Source organism: Erwinia aphidicola, from assembly GCF_014773485.1.
GTDB classification, from domain to species: Bacteria; Pseudomonadota; Gammaproteobacteria; order Enterobacterales; family Enterobacteriaceae; genus Erwinia; species Erwinia aphidicola.
Window position 1 is genome coordinate 66,150 of sequence record NZ_JACXBP010000006.1, and the last position, 25,151, is coordinate 91,300.

The window sequence follows — 25,151 nt, forward strand, 5'->3', positions numbered from 1 at the left end:
GATATCGCATCATTGTTCTTTTTACTTGAGGTCACTTTTCGTCAATGAAAAACGCGCAAACAGGCTGGGATTTACCGCAGATCATTTTCTCGTTGCTGTTTATCAGCATCATGATCGTCGCGTGCTTTTGGGTCGTACAGCCATTTATTCTCGGCTTTGCCTGGGCCAGCATGGTGGTGATCGCCACCTGGCCCCTGATGATCAAAATTCAGGGCCTGCTGTGGGGCCGCCGCGCGCTGGCCGTGTTAGCCATGACCATTCTGCTTATCCTGGTGTTTATTATTCCCATCGCCATGTTGGTTAACAGCCTGGTAGAGAACGGCGGCCCCCTGCTGGCGTGGCTGACCTCCGGCAAGCTGCAAATGCCCGATTTACACTGGCTGCGTGAGATCCCACTGGTCGGCAGAAAGCTCTATTCCGCCTGGCACAAGCTGGTGGCCGGTGGCGGCAGCGCCATTATCACTCAGGTTCAGCCTTATATTGGCCGCACTACCGGCTTTTTCTTTGCCCAGGCCGGGCATTTTGGTCGCTTTATGCTGCACATCGGTCTGATGCTGCTGTTTAGCGTGCTGCTTTACTGGCGTGGTGAACAGGTCGGTCACGGCATTCGCCACTTCGCTTTCCGCCTGGCGTCACGTCGCGGCGATGCAGCGGTGCTGCTGGCCGGTCAGGCGATCCGCGCCGTCGCGCTCGGTGTGGTGGTGACCGCGCTGGTGCAGGGCGTGCTGGGCGGCATTGGGCTGGCGATCTCCGGAATTCCTTATGCGGCCATTTTGACGGTACTGATGATTCTCTCCTGCCTGGTACAGCTCGGTCCCTTGATTGTGCTGGTCCCGGCGATCGTCTGGCTTTACTGGAGTGGCGATACCACCTGGGGCACCGTGCTGCTGATCTGGAGCTGCGTGGTAGGAACACTGGACAATGTTCTGCGCCCGATGCTGATCCGCATGGGGGCCGATTTGCCGATGATCCTGATACTCTCGGGGGTTATTGGCGGGCTGGTGGCGTTTGGCATGATAGGATTATTCATCGGGCCAGTGGTGCTGGCGGTCTCATACCGCCTGGTATCCGTCTGGGTGCATGAGTCGCCCCCTCCAGAAGAGGATGCGCTGGCCGTGGTGGAAGAGCTGGCCGAAATAGAAGCCGAAACGCACCAGCCAAAACCATAATTTTGTCAATTCTGCGGTCGGTAGTCCCGGCCGCAATCATTAGCCATCAGAATACTTACCCGCCGTGAATTAAGAATTCCATTAACGATATTTATCTCTAAACCCCCTTTTTTAGCCTTTTCAACATGACTTAACCTATATTGCTCATATTTTACCCATCTTTTTCAGCACTGTGGTGGGCAATCCGAGTTAAAAGATTATCACTTTTAAACTAATAAGAGGATTCTTAAAGACTCCAGGAACGCGGTTGCATAGTATGGATAACAAGTTTGAGATCAACCCACTGATTTTTAAACAAAGCATTTCCCCCTGAGTGAAGTACAGAATTGCTGTGTGTAGTCTTTGCCCATCCCCTGTGATGGGCTTTTTTTTTGGCTAAAATTTGCGATAAAAAAAGGCTAACCAGAGAGTGGTCAGCCGGAGGGTGTTCGCACAACTTATGTCGTGGTCGACCATTTTTGGTCGACCAGCGAGTGATTATTGCAGCGGTCTGACCGCAAAAGTGGGTCAGCCGCGACTGATGAAGGCGGTGATTACTTCTTCAACTCGGCCAGGCTCAGCCAGGTCTGCACCACGGTGTCCGGGTTCAGTGACAGGCTGTCGATGCCCTCTTCCATCAGCCACGCCGCGAAGTCTTCGTGGTCTGAAGGCCCCTGACCGCAGATGCCGACGTATTTTCCCTGCTTCTTCGCGGCGCGGATCGCCATCGAGAGCAGCGCTTTCACCGCATCGTTACGCTCGTCAAACAGCTCGGATACTACGCCAGAGTCGCGATCCAGCCCCAGCGCCAGCTGCGTCATATCGTTAGAGCCGATTGAGAAGCCGTCAAAATATTGCAGGAACTCGTCGGCCAGCAGCGCATTCGACGGGATTTCACACATCATGATAATCTTCAGCCCATTCTCCCCGCGCTTCAGACCCTGACGCTCCAGCTCTTCCACCACCGCTTTCGCCTGCGCCACGGTACGGACAAACGGCACCATCACTTCGACATTGGTCAGCCCCATATCATTGCGCACGCGCTTCATCGCCGCGCACTCCAGCGCGAAACAGTCACGGAAGCTGTCGGCCACATAGCGCCCGGCACCGCGGAAGCCAAGCATCGGGTTCTCTTCTTCCGGCTCGTAGCGCTCGCCGCCCACCAAGTTGGCATACTCGTTGGTTTTAAAGTCCGACAGGCGCACAATCACGCGCTTCGGCGCAAAAGCGGCACCCAGCGTGGCAATCCCTTCCGTCAGGCGGGCGATGTAGAACTCTACCGGGTCATCGAACCCTTTCATCAGCGCGCGGATCTGCTGCTGCAGCTCCGGCGTCTGCTGGTCGAACTCCAGCAGTGCTTTCGGGTGCACGCCGATCATCCGGTTGATGATGAACTCCAGGCGCGCTAAACCTACGCCTTCGTTCGGCAGGCAGGCGAAGTCAAATGCCCGGTCAGGGTTACCGACGTTCATCATGATCTTCAGCGGCAGCGATGGCATCTCGTCAACCTGCGAGCTCTTCACTTCAAAGTCCAGCAGATCGTTGTACACGTAGCCGGTATCGCCTTCCGCACAGGAGACGGTCACTTTATTACCATCTTTAAGAATATCAGTGGCGTTACCGCAGCCAACCACCGCCGGGATACCCAGCTCGCGGGCGATAATCGCCGCGTGGCAGGTTCGGCCGCCGCGGTTAGTGACAATCGCTGACGCCTTCTTCATGATCGGCTCCCAGTCCGGGTCGGTCATGTCCGTCACCAGCACATCGCCTTTCTCAATGCGGTTCATTTCGCTGATGTCGTGGATCACTTTGACTTCACCGGCACCAATGCGGTGACCGATAGCACGGCCTTCAACCACTACGTTGCCTTTACCCTGCAGGGTGTAGCGCTCCATCACCGAGCCATTGGAACGCACGGTTTCCGGGCGCGCCTGTACGATAAACAGCTTGCCGGTGTGTCCATCCTTCGCCCACTCAATATCCATCGGGCGCTGGTAGTGCTTCTCAATCTGCACCGCCTGCGCCGCCAGCGCTTCGACTTCGCTATCCGTCAGCGAGAAGCGGTCACGCTCCGCTTCCGGCACGTCCTCGATTCTCACCTGCTCACCGTGCTCCTGCGAGTCGGCGTAAACCATGCGGATCTTTTTCGACCCCATATTACGGCGCACAATCGCCGGGCGGCCGGCGGCCAGCGTGGGTTTGTGCACGTAGAATTCGTCCGGGTTAACCGCGCCCTGCACCACCATCTCACCCAGACCCAGCGCGGAGGTAATAAACACCACCTGGTCAAAGCCGGATTCAGTGTCAATGGTGAACATCACACCAGAGGATGCGAGGTCAGAACGCACCATGCGCTGCACGCCCGCCGAGAGCGCCACGCCGCGATGGTCGTAACCCTGATGCACACGGTAAGAGATGGCACGGTCGTTAAACAGGGAGGCATAAACATGCTTCACCGCCACCAGCACCGCGTCGTAACCCTGTACGTTGAGGAAGGTTTCCTGCTGACCCGCGAACGATGCATCGGGCATATCTTCCGCAGTGGCCGAAGAGCGCACGGCGAATGACGCTTCGGCGTCATCGGCAGAGAGCTGGTTGTACGCTTCGTGAATCGCCTGCTCAAGCTGCGGCGTAAATGGCGTTTCAACTATCCACTGACGGATCTGTTTACCCGCTTTAGCCAGCTCATCAACGTCATCAATATTGGTCTTATCCAGCAGATCGTAGATACGCTGATTGACGCCGCTCTGATCGAGAAACAGGTTGAACGCTTCTGAGGTTGTCGCAAAGCCGTTAGGCACTGACACGCCTAATGACGACAAATTAGTAATCATTTCACCCAGAGAGGCATTTTTGCCTCCCACCCGATCCACATCGTTCATGCCAAGCTGGTTATACCAGAGCACAAGCGGCAATTCGCCTTTATTGGACATTGAAGCAATCCTTGTAAGATTTAATTAGGAATATTAGGGACACAGCATTGCTTCATGAGACTGGCACAGTTAAGCCGGATTGATAAAGTGTTGAATCGTTCAAGCAGCTGAAAAAAATCTTTTTAAGAATACTCCGCGTGAGAAAACAGCGTTGCGCAACGGATAAAATAATAATAAACATTATTTTTCAGTGCGTTATGTATTTTTAATGCATGCAGGGGGAAAAATTCTTTGCGCAACAGAAAACGATTCCTTATTAGAATGATTCTAATGAAAAGGGCGGTAAAAACGCATAATGGATAGAAACGATATTTCATTTTAGGCTGAAAGAGGCGAATGGTCTGATTTTATAAAAATAAAAAGTTCAAATCATCATAAAATGGATTTTTTATTTTATTTCGCGAGCTTTATCACGATTTGCATTATTCAGGCAGATTAATTTAGTCTGCTTAACCCCCCGAACGCGGAGAGAAAATGGACGTGAACGCCGAACGCAGTGTTTTTTATATTTCAGACGGCACGGCAATCACTGCCGAAGTGCTGGGCCACGCGGTACTGTCACAGTTCCCGGTGATCGCTAATAGCGTTACCCTGCCCTTTGTTGAGACCGTGCAGCGTGCTCAGGCAGTGAAAGCCCAAATCAATGCCATTTACCAGCAAAGCGGCGTGCGCCCGCTGGTGTTTATCTCAATTGTCACGCCCGCCATCCGCGAGATTATTTTGCAAAGCGACGGTTTCTGTCAGGACATTGTGCAGTCGCTGGTGGCCCCGCTGCAGCAGGAGTTGGGTGTGGATCCCGCCCCAGTCGCCAACCGCACCCACGGTCTGACCGCCAACAACCTCGGTAAATACGATGCCCGTATCGCCGCCATTGATTACACCCTGGCGCACGATGACGGTATTTCACTGCGCGGGCTGGAAGATGCGCAGGTGATCCTGCTCGGCGTCTCACGCTGCGGGAAAACGCCCACCAGCCTCTATCTGGCGATGCAGTTTGGCGTGCGCGCCGCTAACTATCCGTTTATCGCCGACGATATGGATAACCTTAAGCTGCCCCCGGCGCTGAAGCCTTTTCAAAATAAGCTGTTTGGCCTGACTATCGACCCGGAACGCCTTGCCGCAATACGCCAGGAGCGCGCCGAAAATACCCGCTATGCCTCTATGCGCCAGTGCCGCCTTGAAGTCGGTGAGGTGGAAGCCCTGTTCCGCACCCATCAGATCCGCTACCTCAACAGCACTAACTATTCGGTGGAGGAGATTGCGACTAAGATCCTCGATATCATGGGATTAACGCGGCGCATGTACTGATTTTTGCAGCTCTGACGCACCGGGCAGGGTCTTGATTTCACGATTCCCCTGCTGTTTTACGGTTGAAATCATCACGGTTTGGTTTATGGTGAACGCCATTACTTCCCGGCATTCCTGCCGTTGTGAAGACAAAGATTTAGAGAACTTTGATGAACAGAACAGATGAACTGCGAACCGCGCGCATCGACAGCCTGATTACGCCTGCCGATCTGCAGGATAACCTGCCGATCACCGCGGCGATTGCCGACAACGTGACAGCGTCACGCAAACGCATTGCGCGCATTTTGAATGGTGAAGACCCGCGCCTGCTGGTGGTGATTGGCCCCTGCTCGCTGCACGACCCGCATGCGGCGCTGGAGTATGCCGGGCGCCTCAACGCGCTGCGCGAGAAGCATCACTCGCGCCTTGAGATTGTTATGCGCGCCTATTTTGAGAAACCGCGTACCGTGGTGGGCTGGAAAGGCCTGATCTCCGATCCCGATCTTGACGGTAGCTTCCGAATCAACCACGGCCTGGCGGTGGCGCGTAAGCTGCTGCTGGATATCAATGCGCTCGGCATGCCGACCGCAACGGAATTCCTCGATATGGTGATCGGCCAGTATATTGCCGACCTGATCAGCTGGGGGGCTATCGGCGCGCGCACCACCGAAAGCCAGATCCACCGCGAAATGGCCTCGGCGCTCTCCTGCCCGGTTGGCTTCAAGAACGGCACCGACGGCAATACGCGCATTGCGGTGGACGCCATTCGTGCCGCCCGCGTCAGCCACATGTTCCTCTCGCCGGACAAACGCGGCCAGATGACCATCTATCAGACCAGCGGCAACCCCTCCGGTCACGTCATCATGCGCGGCGGAAAGGTGCCGAACTATCACGCTGCGGATATCGCAGCAGCGGCGGCCAGCCTGCGTGAATTCAACCTGCCCGAACAGCTGGTTATCGACTTCAGCCACGGCAACTGCCTGAAGCAGCACCGCCGCCAGAAGGAGGTCGCCGCCGATGTTGCGCAGCAGATCCGCAGCGGCTCGCGCGCCGTGGCTGGCGTAATGATTGAGAGCTTCCTGCAGGAAGGCACGCAAAAAGTTACGCCGGACACACCGCTGGTGTATGGCCAGTCCATTACCGATCCCTGCCTTGGCTGGGACGACAGCGCTGAAGTTCTGCAGCTGCTGGCAGACGCGGTCGACAGCCGCTTCTGACCGACTGAATAGCCAATAAGGCTGCTCCCACGGGGCAGCCTTTTTCTTTTGTGCCACCGTCTTGAATCAGGCTCATTTTCTGCTTGCGCGCCGCCGCCATTTATTGATAATGATTATCATTCTGATAAACAACGCCCTTGACGTTTACCTGCCTGATGAGGACACAGCACATGACCGCGCACTATCCCCGTTACTACCAGCTAAAACAGCAGCACCCGAAGAAATATGCGCGCGATCTGGCCGCTATGATGGATATCAGTGAAGCGGAGCTGACCAACGCGCGCGTCGGCCACCAGGCGCAGCCGCTGCGCCCGGCGATGGCGGAACTGCTGCACGCGCTGGCAGCCGTAGGGGAAACCAAATGCATTACGCGCAATGACTATGCGGTGCACGAGCAGCTGGGTACTTTCAGCAATATTCAGATCGGTGCCCACGCCGGTATTGTGCTCAACCCGCGTGCGCTCGACCTGCGCGTGTTCGTCAACCAGTGGGCCAGCGTCTTTCACCTGCAGGAGATGACCGGGCATGGCGAACGACAGAGCATCCAGTTCTTCGATCGGCAGGGTGACGCAGTGCTGAAAGTTTACGCCACCGATAACACCGATATGGGCGCCTGGCAGCAGCTGCTGAAGGATTATCACAGCGAACCGACCTCAGCGTTCAGCGTAGAACCGGCTGTGGCTGCGGCCAGCGCCAGTGAATTTGATGCTGAGCTGCTGGAGAGCGAATGGCGCGCGATGACCGACGTCCACCAGTTCTTCCGCCTGCTGAAAAAACACAGTGTCACGCGTCAACAGGCGTTTCGCGCGGTAAGCCACGATTTGGCGCAGCAGGTCAGCAATAGCTCGCTGGCCGCGCTGTTGGAAACGGTGCGTCAGGATGCTAACGAGATCATGATTTTTGTCAGCAACCGGGCCTGCACGCAGATCTTTACCGGCAGAATTGAGAAGCTGATGCCGATGCACAACTGGCTGAACATCTTCAATCCGGCCTTTACCCTGCACCTGCAGGAACAGCTGATTGCCGAAAGCTGGATCACCCGTAAACCTACCGCCGATGGCATCGTCACCAGCCTTGAACTGTTTGCCGCTGACGGCACGCAGATTGCCCAACTCTACGGCCAGCGCAGCGAAGGTCAGCCGGAACAAACGCGCTGGCGGGAACAGCTGGCTACCCTCAGCGCTGAGGACGCCACCGTATGAAATTCCGACTGATTGCCCTGCTGGCCCTGCCGCTGGCCTTTTCTGCCGCCGCCGCGCAGCGTATCGTCAGTATCGGCGGTGATGTTACGCAGATTATCTACGCGCTGGATGCCCAACAGGAGCTGGTGGCTCGCGACAGCACCAGCCTGCATCCGGCGGTCGCCACAAAGCTGCCTGATGTCGGATATATGCGCATGCTGAACGCCGAAGGGATCCTGGCGCTGAAGCCGACGCTGGTGATCGCCAGCGAACTGGCTAAACCGGCGCTGGCATTGCAGCAGGTGGAACAGAACGGCGTCAAAGTGGTGGATGTGACCGGCAAAAATGATATCTCCGCCATCAACGAGAAAATCCAGACCATTGCCGCCGCGCTGCACCGCGAGGAGCAGGGAGCGCTGTTGCAAAAGAGAGTGCGCAGCCAGCTGGCAAAAGTGCCTGCGCAACACCTTCCGGTTAAGGTGCTGTTTATTCTGGCCCATCAGGGCATGGGAGCAATGGCTGCAGGCAGCGGGACGTCGGCTGACGGCGCAATCCGTGCCGCCGGGCTGCAAAACGCCATGGCCAGCATACAGCGCTATCAGCCGCTGTCGCAGGAGGGGGTCGTTGCCAGCGCACCGCAGCTGATCGTCGTAACCGTCGACGGTATCCGTACCCTTGGCGGCGAGGAAAATCTGTGGAAGCTGCCCGGCATCGCGCTGACGCCGGCCGCGAAAAACCGACAGCTGCTGGTCGTCGACGATATGGCCCTGCTCGGCTTTGGCATTGACACTCCGGCGGCGATCCTCAAACTGCGTCAGGCTGCGGAAGCCGTGCAATGATGTCAGTGCGCCACCTGCGCTGGCTCGGCGTATTGCTGCTGTCGCTGATGCTGCTCGGCATCGGCGCCGCTAACATCGGCGCGATGCATCTGTCGCTGCCGATGCTGTGGCATGCGGGCAGCGACAGCAGCCTGTGGCAGATCTGGTTCAGCATCCGTCTGCCGCGCGTGCTGCTGGCGGTTATCGTCGGCGGCGCGCTGGCGCTCTCTGGCTGCGTGATGCAGGGTCTGTTCCGTAATCCGCTGGCCGATCCCGGCCTGCTGGGGATTAGCAGCGGCGCGGCGCTGGCGGTTGCGCTCTCTATTGTGATGTCATTTTCCCTGCCCGGCGTGCTGACGCTCTATCTGCCGCTGCTGGCGGCCTTTATCGGCAGCATGGCAGTGACGCTGATCATTTTTCTGCTCAGCCGCCAGGGCGTCAGCGGGTTAAGTCGCCTGCTGCTGGTGGGGATTGCGATCAATGCGCTGTGCGGCGCGGCGGTCGGGGTGCTCTCATGGATGAGCAATGACCAGCAGCTGCGCCAGCTGTCGCTGTGGGGTATGGGCAGCCTGGGGCAGGCGCAGTGGCCCACGGTGCTGGTTTGTGCCTCGGTAGTGCTGCCGTGCATGGTGCTGGTTCAGCGCCTCGCACGGCGCCTTAATCTGCTGCAGCTGGGTGAAGAAGAGGCGCACTATCTGGGCGTTGACGTGCCGCGCACTCAGCGCTATCTGCTGGTGCTCAGCGCACTGCTGGTGGCGGCCGCCGTGGCGGTCAGCGGGGTGATTGGCTTTATTGGCCTGGTGATGCCGCACCTGATGCGTTACTGCCTGGGCGGCGATCATCGTTGGCTGCTGCCCTCCTCCCTGCTAAGCGGGGCTATCCTGCTGCTGCTGGCAGATACGCTGGCGCGCACGCTGGTGGCCCCGGCGGAAATGCCGGTCGGGCTACTGACCAGCCTGATCGGTGGCCCGTGGTTTCTGTGGCTGATCCTGCGCCGCCGAGGAGGGCTCAATGGCTGAAGCATTGACCGCGGAGGCACTGAGCTATCAGCTCGGGCAGCGCTGGCTGATTGAAGAGGTGTCGCTGACGCTGCATCCGGGCGAGCTGGTCTCCCTTATCGGCCCGAACGGCGCGGGGAAATCGACGCTGCTGCGGCTGCTCACCGGCTTCCTGACGCCGCAGCAGGGTATTTGCACGCTGAAGGGTGAGCCGCTGGCGCACTGGTCTCCGGCACGGCTGTCGCAGCAGCGGGCGGTGATGCGCCAGCAGAGCACTATGGCCTTTCCGCTTAGCGTGGAGGAGGTAGTCGCAATGGGGCGCGCGCCGTGGCCGGGCAAACCGCTGAAAGCAGTGGTGGAGCAGGTGATGGCGCTGACCGGCTGCGACGGCCTGGCGCAGCGCGACTATCTGCAGCTTTCCGGCGGAGAACAGCAGCGGGTACAGCTGGCCCGGGCGCTGGCGCAGCTGTGGCAGCATAACGGCCCGCGCGGCTGGTTGTTCCTCGATGAACCCACCTCCGCGCTGGATCTCTACCATCAGCAGCACCTGCTGCGCCTGCTCTACCAGCTCACGCGCCAGCATCCGCTCAGCGTCTGCTGCGTGCTGCACGATCTCAACCTGGCGTCACTGTGGTCGGATCGCGTGCTGCTGCTGGCGGATGGACATCTGGTCGCGCAGGGCACGCCAACAGAGGTTCTGAAGGAAGAGACGCTGAGGCGCTGGTATCAGGCCGATGTGATGGTGCACCCGCATCTGAGCGAAGGGGTGCCCCAGGTATCGCTGCGCCGTTAGCTTGAGCAGCTCACTTCCAGTTTTTTGCCCCAGTCAGGTGGGCGGCGCGCCAGGTCAGCAAACTCCGGCGCGTCGTCAAACGGCTGTGATAGCGCCCGATGCAGGCGTGCCAGAACGCTGATATCGTCCTGCTCCGCCTGTTCTATCGCCTGCTGCGCCAGATAGTTACGCAGCACCATCGCCGGATTAGCCTGCTTCATCGCCTGCTGGCGCTGCTCATCGCTGCACTCTTCCTGTAACAGACGCTGGCGCCAGACGTTGTACCAGCTGTCGAACGCCTCACGATCGATAAATTCATCGCGCAGCGGGGAGCGTGACTGCTGCTGTTCGCTGCTGCTCAACAGACGGAAAGTGCGCGTATAGTCGCTGCCCTCTTTGGTCATCAGCGACAGCAGCCCGGTAAGAATATTGTTATCCTCTTTGCTGCGCGTCAGCAGCCCAAGCTTCGCACGCATTTTCTCACCCCAGGCGCGCATCAGCTCCGGTTCATAGCCCGCCAGCGCCTGTTTCAGCTGCCCGGCGCTCATCAGACCGGAGAGCGCGTGCGCCAGGCGATTCAGGTTCCACAGCCCTACCATCGGCTGATTCTCAAAGCTGTAGCGCCCCTGGTGGTCCGAATGATTACAGATAAACTCCGGCTGATAGTCATCGAGGAAGCCATACGGCCCATAATCCAGCGTCAGGCCGAGGATCGACATATTGTCGGTATTCATCACCCCGTGGGCAAAGCCCACGCTCTGCCAGCCAGCAATCAGGCGCGCGGTGCGCTGCACCACATCGCTAAACCACAGCAGATATTTATCGGCTTCCTGCTGCAGATGCGGCCAGTGATGGCGGATTGCGTAGTCGGCGAGCTGTGTGACTTTTTCCTGCTGCCCAAGGTAGTAAAAGTGTTCGAAATGGCCAAAGCGCAGGTGGCTTTCCGCCACGCGCAGCAGCATGGCTCCGGGTTCGGTGGTTTCGCGATAGACCGGTTCATCGCTGGTCACCACCGTTAACGCGCGCGAAGTCGGAATACCCAGGTGGTGCATTGCCTCAGAAGCGAGAAACTCGCGCAGAGTGGAGCGCAGCACCGCACGGCCATCGCCCATGCGCGAATAGGGCGTCAGCCCCGCCCCTTTCAGATGCCAGTCGAATTTGCGTCCGTCATCCAGCTGCTGCTCACCCAGCAGCAGCCCACGCCCGTCGCCGAGCTGCCCTGCCCAGACGCCGAACTGATGGCCGCTATAGACCTGTGCCAGCGGCTGCATTCCGGGCATCAGCTTTTCACCGCTCCATAAACCTGGGTTATCTGGGGTAAACAGCGCTGCCTCCAGCCCCAGCTCCTGCGCCAGCTGCGCGCTGTGGTACAGCAGGCGCGGATTTTTTAACGGCGTTGGGTTTAATGCGGTGTAGCAACCGCTCAGCTCGTGAAACCAGGTGTTATTGAAATGCATGACGCCTCCGAAGCGCGGCCAGGAAGATCCCCGACAACGCTGTCAGTGTAAAGCGCGCGGCGGCGGCTAAACACAGAGGATTAGCAGGGTTATTGCAGCACGGGCTGCTGCAGTAAGTATGGCGGGTCCACCAAATGGCTCAACCCCTCTTCATCTACCGGGGGGAACAGCGCGCTCTGGATACCGTCGAAGGCAAAGTGGCGAATGCTTTGCAAGCCGCTGATATCGTCAACGCCCTGCACCACCACGGCGTGACAGTGCGGTTTGATATGGTCGAGAATTGCGCTGATAAAGGGTGGAAAAGAGCCGCGTTTAATATTGTGCTGAATAAATCCCCGGTCCAGCTTAATGCGATAGAAAAGATTGTCAAAAACGGCTTTTGACGTGGCTTTTCCAGCACCATAATTATTCAGACTTAAGTGAAAATGTTGACTCAATCCCTGCAGGCAGAGATTGTTTTTACCCCCAGCGATATCTGGAAAACTTTCACTAATTTCCAGTTCAATACAATCCAGCTGGTTCATTTTTTTAATCAGAAAGTCACTTGCGAGGATGGTTTCTGCCAGTCGCTCATCAATATTTATAGCCACATTTATATTATGGCTACTAAAGAAAGCGTAATGCTTCTCAATAATATTAATCTGATCCTGCAATAGCAGGACGCGTTGATGTTCATTTAACTGTGGTATCAAAATCTCCTGCGGGATGACCACGTTGGCCTGCGCATGAGCAAAGTGTGTCAACATTTCAACAGCAGCCAGCTGCCCGCCGGGCCGGTAAACCGGGCAGAATGCTGTAAAAGTTTTATAATCCGCTTCCAGATGGATTTTCATTTTATTCGCCATTATTAAGCGACACTCACCGCATCCGAGATCAACAAATCAGGCCAGGCCATTGAGCTCTGAGTCAGTTGCCATACAGAAATTCAGCTGTGGTGTGCTTATGCCTCTAATCCAGATCGTTACGCTAACACAAAACTGACATAATTCATCTAGTCAGAATCATTAGCCTGCTGATAGTTAATATCCTCTGCTGTTTTTGTTTACGCAGGCTTTACTAAAATATTGGTTAAGTGTCAGCGCAAGAAAGACTTAAGGTAAATTGATCGGAGGGATATTTTTTAATCGCCCTGGCATTAATTATGGCAGCCTAAATCAAATGCTGCATAAGGCAGCACGATGAAAAAAAGGCCAGCAATAATTAAATACGACGCGCCTGCCAGAACACCTTACGCCAGTAAACGTTATCCAGCGACGAGCGGGTTACCCCCTGACTGGTAGAGGCGTGAATAAACTGGTTATCGGTATCATAGATACCAACATGCAAACCGTTCTCGCCGCTGCCGGTTTTAAAAAACACCAGGTCGCCGGGCAGCAGCTCATCTTTAGAGATACGGGTGCCGATATCGGTCTGGGCAGCGGTGGTGCGGGGTAATTGCAGATTAAAGCGCTCGCGGAAGGTCAGATAAACAAAGCCGGAACAGTCAACGCCACGCGGGCTCATCCCGCCATAGCGGTAAGGCGCACCGCGCCATTTGCCAAGCTGATCGTTGAGCTGTGCAATCACGGTAATGGAGTCGGAAAGACGGCTGTTGGGCACAGGGGCATGACTGCTGCAGCCTGCCAGAATAACAACAATTAGAACTAGCCAGTAGCGCATCACGGATCCCCTTCCCTGCAAACCAGTTTAATGTAGCGGTAAAATACCCTTAATGGCAACTTATGCCCTGTCGTCAGCGCAGCGTGGTCAACATCTGCCGCCCTTCCACTTCAAGCAGGCGAAACGGAACCTGGTACAGGGCGCTGAGATTGGCCGCTGTCAGCACCTCCTGCGCGCGGCCGACCAGCGCGCTCTGCCCCGGGCGCAATAGCCACACCCGGTCGGCAAAATGCAGCGAATGGTTGAGGTCGTGGCTGCTCATCACCACCGCGACACCGCGCGCGCTAGAGGCAGAAATGAGGTCATCGAATGCCGCCTGCTGAGCGATATCCAGTCCGGTCAGCGGCTCATCGAGCAGCAGCAGCTTGCCTTCAGACTGGCTGAGCTGCAGCAGTACGGCGGCCAGCCGCACGCGCTGCCACTCTCCGCCGGAGAGCTGATGCAGCGCGCGCTGAAGTTTGTCGGCCAGCTGGAGCTTCTCTGCCAGCGCCAGTAGCACGCTGCTGCTCTCTTCCAGAGTTTGCTGCGCGTGCATGCGCAGATAGTGCCAGACCGGCATCTGTCCCGGCGGCGGCTGTTGCTGCGCCAGGTAAGCCCGCTGGCGTGCCAGCGCAGCGCCGTGCCAGTCGCTTAGCCGCTGCCCGGCAAAGCGAATCTCGCCCGCCGTGCTGAGCATACCAGCCAGGGCAGCCAGCAGAGAGCTTTTACCGGCACCGTTGGGGCCAACCAGGTGAATCACCTGTCCTGCCGCTACCTGCGCGCTAAATGGGGTCAGGCGCCCGGCAAGCGCAGCGCCTGAAATCTCCAGCAGCATCTATTTTGTCAGAGCCTGGTTAATGGCGGCAGTCAACGTCGGATCGTTCGGCTCCATATCCGGTGAGAAACGCGCAATAACCTGACCATCACGGCCAATCAGGAATTTTTCAAAATTCCACAGAATATCACCGGCCTGCCTGGGCGCGCGGCCTTTGCTCTCCATACGCTCGAGGAAACCACTGCCTTCAGGGCGTTGCGCCACCGGCTGTGCGGCCACCAGCTGATGGTAAAGCGGGTGGCGCTGCGGGCCATTGACCTCGATCTTGCTGAACATCGGGAAGGTGACGCCATAAGTGGTACTGCAGAAGGTTTTGATCTCCTCCTCACTGCCCGGCTCCTGCTCCAGAAACGCATTACAGGGGAAGCCCAGCACGGTCAGTCCACTGGCATGCAGCGTCTTTTGCAGATTCTCCAGCTGCTCGTACTGCGGCGTCAGGCCGCATTTTGAAGCAACGTTCACCACCAGCAGTACATCACCCTGCCACTGGGCCAGCGTGGTTTTCTCACCGTCGAGCGTGATCAGTTCTGTATCAAAGATGCTCATAGCGTTTTTCCTGTTTCAATGAGGAGACAACAGCCGTATGGCTGTTAACGGTTGCTCAATAATAGCCAGATAAATACCGGCGCGCCCAGCGTGGCGGTGACAACGCCAATCGGCAGCTCGGCCGAGGTGAGCGCTACGCGCGCAATAATATCCGCCGCCAGCAGCACGCCAGCTCCGGCCAGCGCACAGCCGGGCAGCAGAATACGATGATCGCTCAGCCCATTGAGCCGCAGAATATGCGGGATCACCAGGCCGACAAAGCCTATCGCGCCCGCCAGCGCCACGCTGACACCGACCAGCCAGCCGATAGCCATTACCAGCAGGTTACGCCACAGCACCAGCGGCAGCCCGAGCTGGCGGGCAGAAACCTCCCCCAGCGCCAGCAGGTTCAATACCCGCGCCCGGCCGCTTAACCACAGCAGCACCGGCATTAATGCCAGCATCAGCCAGCCATAGCGCCAGTCAACGCCGCTAAAGCCACCCATCATCCAGTACATCAGCTGGCGCAGATCGAGATTACTGCTGAAATAGACGGCCCAGGTCATCAGGGCACTACAGATTATCCCCAGCGCCACGCCGGCCAGCAGCAGTCGGCTGGTCGACAGCTGACGTCGTGCCAGGCGCAGCAGGATGAGGGTGACCAGCAATGCACCGCAGATGGCGGCCAGGCTCATCATCCACGGACTGTTGCTGCCGGTGAAAATGCACAGCACCAGCCCGACGCCGGCACCACCGGATACGCCGAGCAGGCCCGGCTCTGCCAGCGGATTAGTAAACAGCGCCTGCATGGCTGCGCCGGCCACCGCCAGTGCGGCACCAACCAGCATGACCGCCAGCGAGCGCGGCAGGCGCAGCTGCCAGACAAACAGCTGACCATCAGGCGTTAACCACTGCGTTGGCGCTATCCAGCGTTCACCCGCACACAGGCTGATAATAAGCAGGATCAGACAGAACAGCAGCAGTCCGCTCAGCCAGACTGTTGCCCGGCGTTGCGCAGCCGATATCTGTTGAGAGAGCAGAGTCATAGCCGACGTTTTATAGGGAAAACAGGGGTTTGATTGTAGAGGTAAATCAGCAAAAAGAAAGAGCCAGCTTGGCTGGCTCTTGATGATTAGTGACGGTCACCCTGCTGTGGCGGCCGCGGCTGATGAGCGCGATCTCCGCCCTGCGGTCTGCCGTTGTGGTGCGGTGGCGCACTGTGGTGTGGCTGCGGACGATGCTGCGGCGGTCGCGGGGGGGCATGGTGATACACCGGCCGCGGCGGCGGTGGCGGCCTGCGCACGGGAGGATGACGCTGCCAGCCGCGACCATTCCAGTAGTCACCGCGCGGACCTCGCTCGCCCCAGTGGCGGTTCTGGTGGTCGTGCCACCAGCGCGGCGCTCGCCAGTCATATCCGTCCCAGTAGTAACCGCGCGTATCGCGGTCCCCTAAATGAATGCTGACGCCCGGCGAGCGGATATCAATGCCAACGGCAGCTTCGGCCATCAGCGGCGCGCCTGCCAGCAGGCACAGTAACAATACGATTTTTTTCATCAGGCTGACCTCCCGTCATGTCATGGCAGTGTTATAGCAATTGCTTATGAAGATCACTATCAGCCCGGGATGATTTACCGTTTACTTTCTAATAACTTACGCAGGCTTAACAGTATGGAGGGATTGTGAAGAGTATAATCAGGGGTTTTGCCCTAATCGACTAAAACAGACAGTAAGGAAAAAGGCCGCTTGCGCGGCCTTTTGAATGGCGGAAATCAGTCTTCTTTCGGCGAGGCGTTCTCTACCCGGCTTTTAAGTTTCTGTCCCGGTCGAAACGTCACAACCCGGCGAGCCGTAATGGGAATATCTTCACCCGTTTTGGGGTTACGTCCCGGACGTTGATTTTTGTCGCGAAGGTCGAAGTTGCCAAATCCTGACAGTTTGACCTGTTCACCGTTCTCCAAAGCACGACGCACTTCTTCAAAAAACAGTTCTACCAGCTCTTTGGCATCCCGCTTGCTAAGCCCGAGCTTCTCAAACAGGTATTCAGACATTTCAGCTTTTGTAAGCGCCATAGGTTCAATCCCTCAAGGATGCTTGGAATCGCTCTTTCAGTGCCTCTACGCATTTTGCAACGGTAGCGGCAATCTCCTCTTCTTCGAGTGTCCGGCTGGTATCTTGCAAAATCAGGCTGATAGCGAGGCTCTTAAAACCATCATTTACGCCCTTACCACGGTACACGTCAAACAAGTTTACGCCAACTACCTGATTTACGCCAACTTTCTTACACTCTGCGATGATATCTGCTGCTGGCACGTTTTCTGCCACCACCACGGCGATATCTCGGCGGTTCGCCGGGAAGCGTGAAATGCTGCTGGCGTCAGGCAGGACGCGGTCTGCAACCTTGTCCCACAGCAGTTCGAACACCACCGTACGGCCGTTAAGATCCAGTTTACGTTCAAGTTCCGGATGCACCACACCGATGAATCCGATGTGTTCGCCGCGTAAAATAATTTGTGCGCTCTGCCCTGGATGCAGTGCCGGATTAGCCGCTGCCACAAACTGAATCTCGTCCAGCTTGCCAGTTAACTCCAGTACAGATTCCAAATCACCTTTCAAATCATAGAAGTCTACTGCGTTACGCGCCAGATCCCAGTGTTCTTCATTGCGATGCCCGCTGATAACACCCGCCAGCATAACATCCTGACGGATGCCGAGGTTTGCCTGAGTATCAGGGACAAAGCGCAGCCCGCTCTCAAACAGACGTACGCGTGACTGCTGACGATTCTGGTTATACGCCACCGCACCCAGCAGACCACTCCACAGCGACAGACGCATTGCAGACATCTCTACCGAGATTGGGCTAGGCAGCACCAGGTTCTCTTCACCCGGGTGCAGCAGCGCCTGAATTTTGGGGTCAACGAAGCTGTAAGTGATGGCTTCCTGATAGCCTTTATCCACCAGCAGCGCCTTAACACGCTTCAGGGAGAGATTAGCTTCGCGGTGTTTGGTCATCACCAGACCCGCCTGTACCGGCACGTCCGGAATGTTGTCGTAGCCATAAACGCGGGCCACTTCTTCCACCAGATCTTCTTCGATAGCGAGATCGAAACGCCAGCCTGGCGCTACCGCCTGCCACTGACCGTTTCCTTCCGTCACTTCGCAACCGAGGCGACGCAGAATATCACTCACTTCCGCATCGGCAATCACGTGGCCAATCAGGCGGTCCAACTTTTCACGACGCAGCGTAATGGTCGCACGCTGTGGCAAGGCTGACTCGGTCGTCACATCGATGACCGGGCCAGCTTCACCACCGCAAATTTCCAGCAGCAGCGCGGTAGCGCGTTCGATAGCTTTATGCTGCAGAGCCGGATCCACGCCACGCTCATAGCGGTGAGACGCATCGGTATGCAGGCCGTGACGGCGTGCGCGGCCGGTAATGGAGAGCGGGCTGAAGAAGGCACACTCGAACAGTACGTTCTGAGTCTCTTCATTTACGCCAGAGTGTTCACCGCCAAAAATCCCGCCCATGGCCAGCGCTTTGCTGTGGTCAGCAATCACCAGCGTGTCGCCTTTCAGGGTGGCTTCATTGCCGTCCAACAGGGTCAGCTTCTCACCCTCTTCCGCCAGGCGCACTACGATGCCACCGTCAATGCGGTCAAGGTCAAAGGCGTGCATCGGCTGGCCGAGCTCAAGTAAAACATAATTGGTGATATCCACCACCGGATCGATAGAGCGGATGCCGCAGCGGCGCAGTTTTTCTTTCATCCACAGCGGGGTAGCGGCTTTGACGTTGATACCTTTCACCACCCGACCGAGGTAGCGCGGGCAGGCTTCTGGCGCATCAACACGAATTGGCAAGGTATCCGCCAGCGTGGCGGCAACCGGGGCGATTTCGGGAGCGTTCAACGGCAGCTTATTGAGCACGGCCACGTCACGCGCCACGCCGATAATGCTCAGGCAGTCGGCACGGTTTGGCGTGACGCTGATCTCAATCGTGTTGTCATCCAGCTGCAGATATTCGCGGATGTCGGTGCCAACGGTGGCATCCAGCGGCAGTTCAATGATGCCGTCGTGATCGTCGGAAATACCCAGCTCGGAGAACGAGCACAGCATACCTTCAGAAGGCTCACCGCGCAGCTTAGCCGCTTTAATTTTGAAATCACCCGGCAGCACTGCGCCTACGGTTGCCACGGCCACTTTCAGCCCCTGGCGGCAGTTAGCTGCGCCACAGACGATATCCAGCAGGCGATCGCCGCCGACGTTAATTTTGGTCACGCGCAGCTTGTCGGCATTCGGGTGCTGACCGCACTCGACCACTTCGCCCACGACTACACCGTGAAAAGCACCGGCAACGGCTTCAACGCCGTCTACTTCCAGGCCTGCCATAGTGATTTGATCGGACAGGGCTGCACTGTCGATGGCCGGGTTGACCCATTCACGTAACCAGAGTTCACTGAATTTCATTGGTTTTACCCGCCCTTATTTAAACTGTTTGAGGAAACGTAAATCATTTTCGAAGAAGGCACGCAGGTCTGTCACGCCATAGCGCAGCATGGTCAGGCGTTCCATCCCCATACCAAAGGCGAAGCCTGAGTAAACTTCCGGGTCAATGCCAACATTGCGCAGTACGTTCGGGTGCACCATGCCACAGCCCAGCACTTCCAGCCACTTGCCGTTCTTACCCATCACATCCACTTCAGCGGACGGTTCGGTGAACGGGAAGTAGGAAGGACGGAAGCGTACCTGAAGGTCAGCTTCAAAGAAGTTGTTCAGGAAGTCGTGCAGCGTGCCCTTCAGATTGGTGAAGCTGATGCCCTTATCGACAATCAATCCTTCCATCTGGTGGAACATTGGGGTGTGAGTCTGATCGTAATCGTTACGATAGACGCGGCCCGGGGCAATAATGCGGATAGGTGGCTGCTGATCTTTCATGGTGCGGATCTGCACGCCAGAAGTCTGGGTACGTAGCAGGCGGGTGGCATCAAACCAGAAGGTATCGTGATCCGCACGCGCCGGGTGGTGCCCGGGAATATTCAGCGCATCGAAGTTGTGATAGTCATCTTCAATTTCCGGACCGGTTGCCACGGAGAAGCCCAGCTCACCGAAGAAGGTCTCGATGCGGTCTATGGTGCGCGTTACCGGATGCAGACCGCCGTTCTCAATGCGGCGGCCCGGCAGCGAGACATCAATCGTCTCCTGCGCCAGGCGGGCATTCATCACGGCGGACTCCAGCGAATTCTTCTGCGCGTTAAGCGCCTCCTGAACCTGCTGCTTTGCTTCGTTAATCACTGCACCCGCCGCCGGACGGTCTTCCGCTGGCAGTTCACGCAGGGTTGTCATCTGGAGCGTTAGATGCCCTTTTTTACCCAGGTATTCGACGCGAACGTTATCTAACGCGGCGACATCCTGAGCATCATTGATAGCGGCTTTCGCGCTCGCCACCAGGTCTGCGAGATGTGACATGCTTTCCTCTTCTTCCAGCCACCGTGGCCGGTCTGTTATTTGTCAGGACGAGTAGCCGCCCAATAGTCGATGTGTTTCGAGCGCTAAAACGAAAAAAGCCTCCACGAGGGAGGCTTTCAGCGCGATTTTTCGTTTCTTTTCTTTGCGCAAAAGCCCCCGATAGTCAGGCGCTAAAGTAAAAAAAGAAACGGAAAATAGCATTCATGGTGGCGTTACCTTGTTGCGGTTAAGACGGCTCTATTGAAATCTTAACAGGCAGAAAAGTCAATCTTTTCAGACAATAAAAAAGAGGGAGACAAGCTCCCTCTTCCAACTGGCTTACGCCAGAGCTGTTTTCGCTTTTTCTACCAGAGCAGCAAATACTGCTTTGTCGAATACGGCGATGTCAGCCAGAATCTTACGGTCGATTTCGATCGAAGCCTTTTTCAGGCCATTGATGAAACGGCTGTAAGACATACCGTTAGTGCGGGCTGCTGCGTTGATACGCGCAATCCACAGCTGACGGAACTGACGCTTACGCTGACGACGGTCACGGTAAGCATACTGACCAGCTTTAATTACAGCCTGGAAGGCAACGCGGTAAACACGTGAACGTGCACCGTAATAGCCTTTAGCTTGTTTTAAGATTTTCTTGTGACGTGCGCGAGCAACTACACCACGTTTTACACGAGCCATTTAGCTCTCCTGTTTAATATTCTGTTAAAAAAAAATTTACTTATGCGTACGGCAGGCAGGCAATAACCAGACCCAGATCGCCTTTAGACACCATGCCTTTCGGACGCAGGTGGCGTTTACGCTTAGTAGATTTTTTAGTCAGAATATGACGCAGGTTAGCGTGTTTACGCTTGAAGCCGCCACCGGCGGTCTTCTTGAAGCGCTTGGCCGCGCCACGTACAGTTTTAATCTTTGGCATTTGAAAAAATATCCACTTCGCATTGTTAATAAAATGAACCAGACAGGCGAATCTCACCGCGCACCGAAGCGCGCGGCAGGATTACTTTAGGGCCTACTGCCTCTTCTTGGGAGCGAGCACCATAATCATCTGACGACCTTCGATCCTTGTAGGGAACGATTCGACCACTGCCAGATCAATATCTTCACACAGATCTTTACGGACGCGGTTAAGCACTTCCATACCGATCTGCTGGTGCGCCATCTCACGACCGCGGAAACGCAGTGTGATCTTGGCTTTATCGCCATCTTCCAGAAAGCGAATCAGGTTGCGTAGTTTTACCTGATAGTCGCCATCATCGGTACCAGGACGGAATTTAATTTCCTTAACCTGGATAACTTTTTGCTTTTTCTTCTGTTCCTTAGAAGATTTGCTTTTTTCATAAAGGAACTTGCCGTAGTCCATAACACGACAAACGGGCGGTTCGGCGTTAGGGCTGATCTCGACAAGATCAACACCTGCTTCTGCAGCTTTTTCTAAAGCTTCATCCAGACTGACAATACCAATCTGTTCGCCATCGACGCCTGTCAGACGAACCTCAGTGGCGCGAATTTCTCTGTTAATGCGATTAGGACGCGCCGGTTGAACTCGTTTTCCGCCTTTAATACTTTATTCCTCCAATTGATGAAGATTGCGACTGCGGATTTCATCCTGCAGCTTCGCGATCACTTCGTTTACGTCCATGCTTCCCAGGTCTTTACCGCGGCGGGTGCGAACGGCCACTTTGCCAGCTTCCACCTCTTTATCACCACAGACCAACATGTAAGGGACACGACGTAAAGTATGCTCGCGGATTTTAAAGCCAATCTTCTCGTTTCTCAAGTCCGCTTTTGCACGAATGCCCGCATTCTGCAATTTTCGGGTCAATTCTGCAACATATTCGGACTGGCCATCGGTGATATTCATCACCACAACTTGTAGTGGAGCAAGCCAGGTCGGGAAGAAACCGGCATATTCTTCGGTTAAAATCCCGATAAAGCGCTCCATGGACCCCAGGATTGCGCGGTGAATCATCACCGGAACCTGACGTTCATTACTTTCACCCACATACGAGGCGCTCAGGCGGCCCGGCAGCGAGAAGTCCAGCTGCACAGTACCACACTGCCATGCACGGTCGAGACAATCATGCAGGGTAAATTCAATTTTAGGACCGTAGAAAGCGCCCTCGCCCGGCTGATATTCGAACGGAATATTGTTCTCTTTCAGCGCGGCTGCCAGGTCCGCTTCTGAGCGGTCCCACAGGTCGTCGGTGCCGATACGCTTCTCTGGACGCGTAGAGAGTTTCACCACGATCTTTTCAAAGCCGAAGGTGCTGTACATGTCGTACACCATCTTAATGCAGCTGTTGACCTCGTCGCGCACCTGCTCTTCAGTACAGAAGATATGGGCATCATCCTGAGTAAAGCCGCGTACGCGCATCAGGCCGTGCAGTGCACCCGACGGCTCATTACGGTGACAGCTACCGAACTCCGCCATGCGCAGGGGTAAATCACGGTATGATTTTAGACCCTGATTGAAAATCTGCACGTGGCCTGGGCAGTTCATCGGCTTAATGCAGTATTCACGGTTTTCTGAAGAGGTGGTAAACATCGCCTCTTTGTAGTTTTCCCAGTGGCCGGTTTTTTCCCACAGCACGCGGTCCATCATGAACGGACCTTTCACTTCCTGGTAGTCATACTCTTTCAGCTTGGTGCGGACAAACACTTCCAGCTCGCGGAAGATAGTCCAGCCGTCGTTGTGCCAGAACACCATGCCAGGCGCCTCTTCCTGCATATGATACAGGTCGAGCTGCTTACCGATTTTACGGTGGTCGCGCTTCGCCGCTTCTTCCAGACGCAGCAAATAGGCAGCCAGCTGCTTTTTGTCGGCCCAGGCGGTGCCGTAAATACGCTGCAACATTTTATTGTTGCTGTCGCCACGCCAGTAAGCGCCAGAAATTTTCTGCAGCTTAAAGTGGTGGCAGAAACGCATATTCGGCACGTGCGGACCACGGCACATGTCGACATACTCTTCGTGATGATACAGGCCAGGACGGTCGTCACGGCTGATATTTTCATCAAGGATGGTCATTTTGTAAGTTTCGTCGCGCGCAGCAAAAGCGTCACGCGCTTCCTGCCAGCTCACTTTCTGCTTAACAACGTCGTAATTGGTCTCTGCCAGCTGGTGCATGCGCTTTTCCAGCAGGTCGATATCTTCCTGGGTCAGCGTGCGGTCAAGGTCAACGTCGTAGTAGAAACCGTTGTCGATAACCGGGCCGATAGCCATTTTGGTATCCGGCCACAGCTGTTTAATCGCGTGCCCCAACAGGTGCGCACAGGAGTGACGAATAATTTCCAGACCGGCTTCGTCTTTAGCGGTGATGATCGCCACGTTGGCATCTTCGGTGATCGGATCAACCGCATCCACCAGTTCGCCATTCACACGGCCGGCAATACAGGCTTTCGCCAGGCCAGGACCGATGTCGAGGGCAATATCCATCACGCTGACGGCGTGGTCAAAAGAGCGCTGGCTTCCATCAGGAAGAGTAATTACAGGCATGAAACATCCTTAATTGCAGTGGTAACCCACACGTAAGATTACATGCAAACATAGTTTGAGAGTTCCGGGCTGGCAGGCTATCTGACCCACATTGTCGGATTGCCGCCGCCCTTGATAGCTGCGCAATACACAGCAAGGCAAGCATAATAACATCTTTAGGATCAGAGAGAAACCGTGCAGGGAGAGGCTGACAGAATAAGGCAGGGATGACGGGCCGCCCGCAGGCAGCCCGGAAAGCAATTACATCGCGTAAGAGAGCGTGATGGTGGTTTTGGTATCGGTATGATCGGGCGCTGACTCCGGTGGATTCTGGTTCCAGGTCACGTTGTAAGCCATCTTCAGGGCGAAGTGTTCGTTGATCGCCACCTGCAGACCGGTTTCGGAGTTGACGGTAGTATCATCGCTACCCAGTACGGAAACACCCTGAACAAACTTGGTGGTGTCCGTCAGCTGCCACTGATAGCTCAGTGCGCCGTAGGCCAGAGCCTGAGTTTCATGACCACCTTCATGGTAGTCGTCGTAACGCACACCCGGACCGGCTTCCACACGCAGCGAGTGCACCGGACCGTTCAGCAGCTGGCGACCATAACCGGCAGCAAGAATAGAACGACCGTCGTAACCGTTGAAGCGGTCACTTAACCAGCTCGCCTGGCCGAACAGGTAGTCAGCGCTGTTGATGTTATAACGCGTACGGCCACCGACCTGATAGGTCTCTGATGAACGCTCATCGTTAGAAGAGGTGTTGCTGGCGTTGCCCCACAGGCTGTAAGCAAAACTTGGGGTATACCACGTCATGTTGGTATTCGCCGTTGCGGAAGAACTGGTGGTGTTACCGGACTGTGCCATGTAACCCGCAGCCGCGTTACCTTCAAAATCTTTCTTCGCTGTAGAAGGGTCATCCATAACCGTGAAGACGTTGTTATCCGCCAGGGCTTGTTGACACAGTGCTCCCCCGGAGAGCAGAAGAACTACAGACAGCTTGTTAAGCGCTTTCATTTAAATGTGACCCGTACGACAGTTTTAAAAAGAGGGAGTCTGAAGCGTTTTGAGGGACGATCAACGCAATTTACGGTAATAATCGTAAGAAATTGTTAATCCGCTCTTTTTCCACAGCATCAGGCCCAAACTCCCCTTCGAATAGGAATATTCCCATTAACGGCGCGCATTATAATGGGTTAGTGATGAAAAAACACCTGGCTGTAAATAAGATTTATCTTTAGCCAGGCGCGATTTTATCGCCCTGCAGCCGGTATATGTAAGTAAATATTAATTCCAGCCTACGCCCTTCCGCTGCGCCGCCAGCGGCTTTACGTCTTCTTAACGCAAAACGCGCAGAAAAGAGATCCGCCCTCGGCTTTGCTACCGCCCGCGCATGAATTCAGCGCGCTGAC

General features: G+C 56.0%; 23 protein-coding genes, 1 other RNA gene, 1 pseudogene and 1 other annotated feature. Of the genes and pseudogenes, 8 read left to right on the forward strand and 17 right to left on the reverse strand.

What is annotated here, in order from left to right; all coding sequences use genetic code 11:
- The first annotated feature begins 44 nt into the window (after positions 1-44).
- Positions 45-1,169, forward strand: a complete 1,125-nt coding sequence (gene ydiK, locus ID864_RS15215) for an AI-2E family transporter YdiK (RefSeq protein ID WP_048916179.1) — start codon at positions 45-47, stop codon at positions 1,167-1,169.
- Positions 1,170-1,433: 264 nt separating this feature from the next.
- Positions 1,434-1,543: antisense sRNA RprA (gene rprA, locus ID864_RS15220), an RNA gene on the forward strand.
- 159 nt (positions 1,544-1,702) lie between these two features.
- Here the strand turns inward: rprA and ppsA are convergent.
- Positions 1,703-4,081: a phosphoenolpyruvate synthase gene (gene ppsA, locus ID864_RS15225; protein WP_048916180.1), complete on the reverse strand. Its 2,379-nt coding sequence runs from the start codon at positions 4,079-4,081 to the stop codon at positions 1,703-1,705.
- 474 nt (positions 4,082-4,555) lie between these two features.
- Here ppsA and ppsR point away from each other — a divergent pair, with 474 nt between their 5' ends.
- The 6 genes from ppsR (at position 4,556) to ID864_RS15255 (ending at position 10,375) form a co-directional block, all read left to right on the forward strand.
- Positions 4,556-5,389 (forward strand): posphoenolpyruvate synthetase regulatory kinase/phosphorylase PpsR, encoded by an 834-nt coding sequence (gene ppsR, locus ID864_RS15230; RefSeq protein WP_048916181.1) that lies wholly within the window; start codon positions 4,556-4,558, stop codon positions 5,387-5,389.
- Between the two features lie 149 nt (positions 5,390-5,538).
- The gene (locus tag ID864_RS15235; protein WP_191150029.1) at positions 5,539-6,585 is read left to right on the forward strand and encodes a 3-deoxy-7-phosphoheptulonate synthase; all 1,047 of its coding nucleotides are present in this window, start codon (positions 5,539-5,541) and stop codon (positions 6,583-6,585) included.
- A 170-nt stretch (positions 6,586-6,755) separates the two neighbouring features.
- Positions 6,756-7,787 carry a hemin-degrading factor gene (locus ID864_RS15240; RefSeq protein WP_191150030.1) on the forward strand — a complete coding sequence of 344 codons (1,032 nt, stop codon included), beginning with the start codon at positions 6,756-6,758 and terminating at the stop codon, positions 7,785-7,787.
- The gene (locus ID864_RS15245) at positions 7,784-8,605 is read left to right on the forward strand and encodes a heme/hemin ABC transporter substrate-binding protein (protein WP_099754876.1); all 822 of its coding nucleotides are present in this window, start codon (positions 7,784-7,786) and stop codon (positions 8,603-8,605) included. The genes ID864_RS15240 and ID864_RS15245 overlap by 4 nt, the downstream gene beginning before the upstream one ends.
- Complete coding sequence (locus tag ID864_RS15250; protein ID WP_133623505.1) at positions 8,602-9,603, forward strand: FecCD family ABC transporter permease; 1,002 nt, start codon at positions 8,602-8,604, stop codon at positions 9,601-9,603. The genes ID864_RS15245 and ID864_RS15250 overlap by 4 nt, the downstream gene beginning before the upstream one ends.
- Positions 9,596-10,375, forward strand: coding sequence for a heme ABC transporter ATP-binding protein (locus ID864_RS15255; RefSeq protein WP_048916186.1), 780 nt, complete (start codon positions 9,596-9,598; stop codon positions 10,373-10,375). The genes ID864_RS15250 and ID864_RS15255 overlap by 8 nt, the downstream gene beginning before the upstream one ends.
- Here the strand turns inward: ID864_RS15255 and ID864_RS15260 are convergent.
- The 16 genes and pseudogenes from ID864_RS15260 to ID864_RS15335 all read right to left on the reverse strand — a co-directional run bounded on the left by ID864_RS15260 (position 10,372) and on the right by ID864_RS15335 (position 24,756).
- A complete protein-coding gene (locus ID864_RS15260; protein ID WP_048916187.1) occupies positions 10,372-11,811 on the reverse strand; it encodes a protein adenylyltransferase SelO in 1,440 nt (479 codons plus the stop codon). The genes ID864_RS15255 and ID864_RS15260 overlap by 4 nt on opposite strands.
- 89 nt (positions 11,812-11,900) lie before the next feature.
- On the reverse strand, positions 11,901-12,644 hold the full coding sequence (locus tag ID864_RS15265; protein ID WP_062818279.1) for an EAL domain-containing protein: 744 nt from the start codon (positions 12,642-12,644) through the stop codon (positions 11,901-11,903).
- Between the two features lie 367 nt (positions 12,645-13,011).
- Positions 13,012-13,470: an NlpC/P60 family protein gene (locus ID864_RS15270; RefSeq protein ID WP_048916189.1), complete on the reverse strand. Its 459-nt coding sequence runs from the start codon at positions 13,468-13,470 to the stop codon at positions 13,012-13,014.
- Positions 13,471-13,543: 73 nt separating this feature from the next.
- Positions 13,544-14,284 carry a vitamin B12 ABC transporter ATP-binding protein BtuD gene (gene btuD / locus ID864_RS15275; protein WP_191150031.1) on the reverse strand — a complete coding sequence of 247 codons (741 nt, stop codon included), beginning with the start codon at positions 14,282-14,284 and terminating at the stop codon, positions 13,544-13,546.
- Positions 14,285-14,830 carry a glutathione peroxidase gene (locus ID864_RS15280; RefSeq protein WP_191150032.1) on the reverse strand — a complete coding sequence of 182 codons (546 nt, stop codon included), beginning with the start codon at positions 14,828-14,830 and terminating at the stop codon, positions 14,285-14,287.
- 44 nt (positions 14,831-14,874) lie between these two features.
- Complete coding sequence (btuC, locus tag ID864_RS15285) at positions 14,875-15,855, reverse strand: vitamin B12 ABC transporter permease BtuC (RefSeq protein ID WP_099754879.1); 981 nt, start codon at positions 15,853-15,855, stop codon at positions 14,875-14,877.
- 86 nt (positions 15,856-15,941) lie between these two features.
- Complete coding sequence (locus ID864_RS15290; RefSeq protein WP_191150033.1) at positions 15,942-16,364, reverse strand: DUF2502 domain-containing protein; 423 nt, start codon at positions 16,362-16,364, stop codon at positions 15,942-15,944.
- Positions 16,365-16,579: 215 nt separating this feature from the next.
- Complete coding sequence (gene ihfA / locus ID864_RS15295; protein ID WP_017802142.1) at positions 16,580-16,879, reverse strand: integration host factor subunit alpha; 300 nt, start codon at positions 16,877-16,879, stop codon at positions 16,580-16,582.
- A 4-nt stretch (positions 16,880-16,883) separates the two neighbouring features.
- Entirely contained in the window at positions 16,884-19,271 is a 2,388-nt protein-coding gene (gene pheT, locus ID864_RS15300; protein WP_191150034.1) for a phenylalanine--tRNA ligase subunit beta, read from the reverse strand.
- Between the two features lie 15 nt (positions 19,272-19,286).
- Positions 19,287-20,270 (reverse strand): phenylalanine--tRNA ligase subunit alpha, encoded by a 984-nt coding sequence (pheS, locus tag ID864_RS15305; protein ID WP_048916196.1) that lies wholly within the window; start codon positions 20,268-20,270, stop codon positions 19,287-19,289.
- An 88-nt stretch (positions 20,271-20,358) separates the two neighbouring features.
- Positions 20,359-20,484 (reverse strand) — a sequence feature (Phe leader region).
- Positions 20,434-20,475, reverse strand: a pseudogene (pheM, locus tag ID864_RS15310) (pheST operon leader peptide PheM). It overlaps the preceding feature by 42 nt.
- Before the next feature lie 104 nt (positions 20,485-20,588).
- The gene (rplT, locus tag ID864_RS15315; protein WP_048916197.1) at positions 20,589-20,945 is read right to left on the reverse strand and encodes a 50S ribosomal protein L20; all 357 of its coding nucleotides are present in this window, start codon (positions 20,943-20,945) and stop codon (positions 20,589-20,591) included.
- 40 nt (positions 20,946-20,985) lie between these two features.
- Entirely contained in the window at positions 20,986-21,183 is a 198-nt protein-coding gene (gene rpmI / locus ID864_RS15320) for a 50S ribosomal protein L35 (RefSeq protein WP_005968897.1), read from the reverse strand.
- A 93-nt stretch (positions 21,184-21,276) separates the two neighbouring features.
- Positions 21,277-21,828, reverse strand: a complete 552-nt coding sequence (infC, locus tag ID864_RS15325; RefSeq protein ID WP_099754375.1) for a translation initiation factor IF-3 — start codon at positions 21,826-21,828, stop codon at positions 21,277-21,279.
- Positions 21,829-21,831: 3 nt separating this feature from the next.
- Positions 21,832-23,760 (reverse strand): threonine--tRNA ligase, encoded by a 1,929-nt coding sequence (thrS, locus tag ID864_RS15330; RefSeq protein ID WP_048916199.1) that lies wholly within the window; start codon positions 23,758-23,760, stop codon positions 21,832-21,834.
- Positions 23,761-24,000: 240 nt separating this feature from the next.
- Positions 24,001-24,756 carry a DUF481 domain-containing protein gene (locus tag ID864_RS15335; protein ID WP_048916211.1) on the reverse strand — a complete coding sequence of 252 codons (756 nt, stop codon included), beginning with the start codon at positions 24,754-24,756 and terminating at the stop codon, positions 24,001-24,003.
- Between the last annotated feature and the right edge of the window lie 395 nt (positions 24,757-25,151).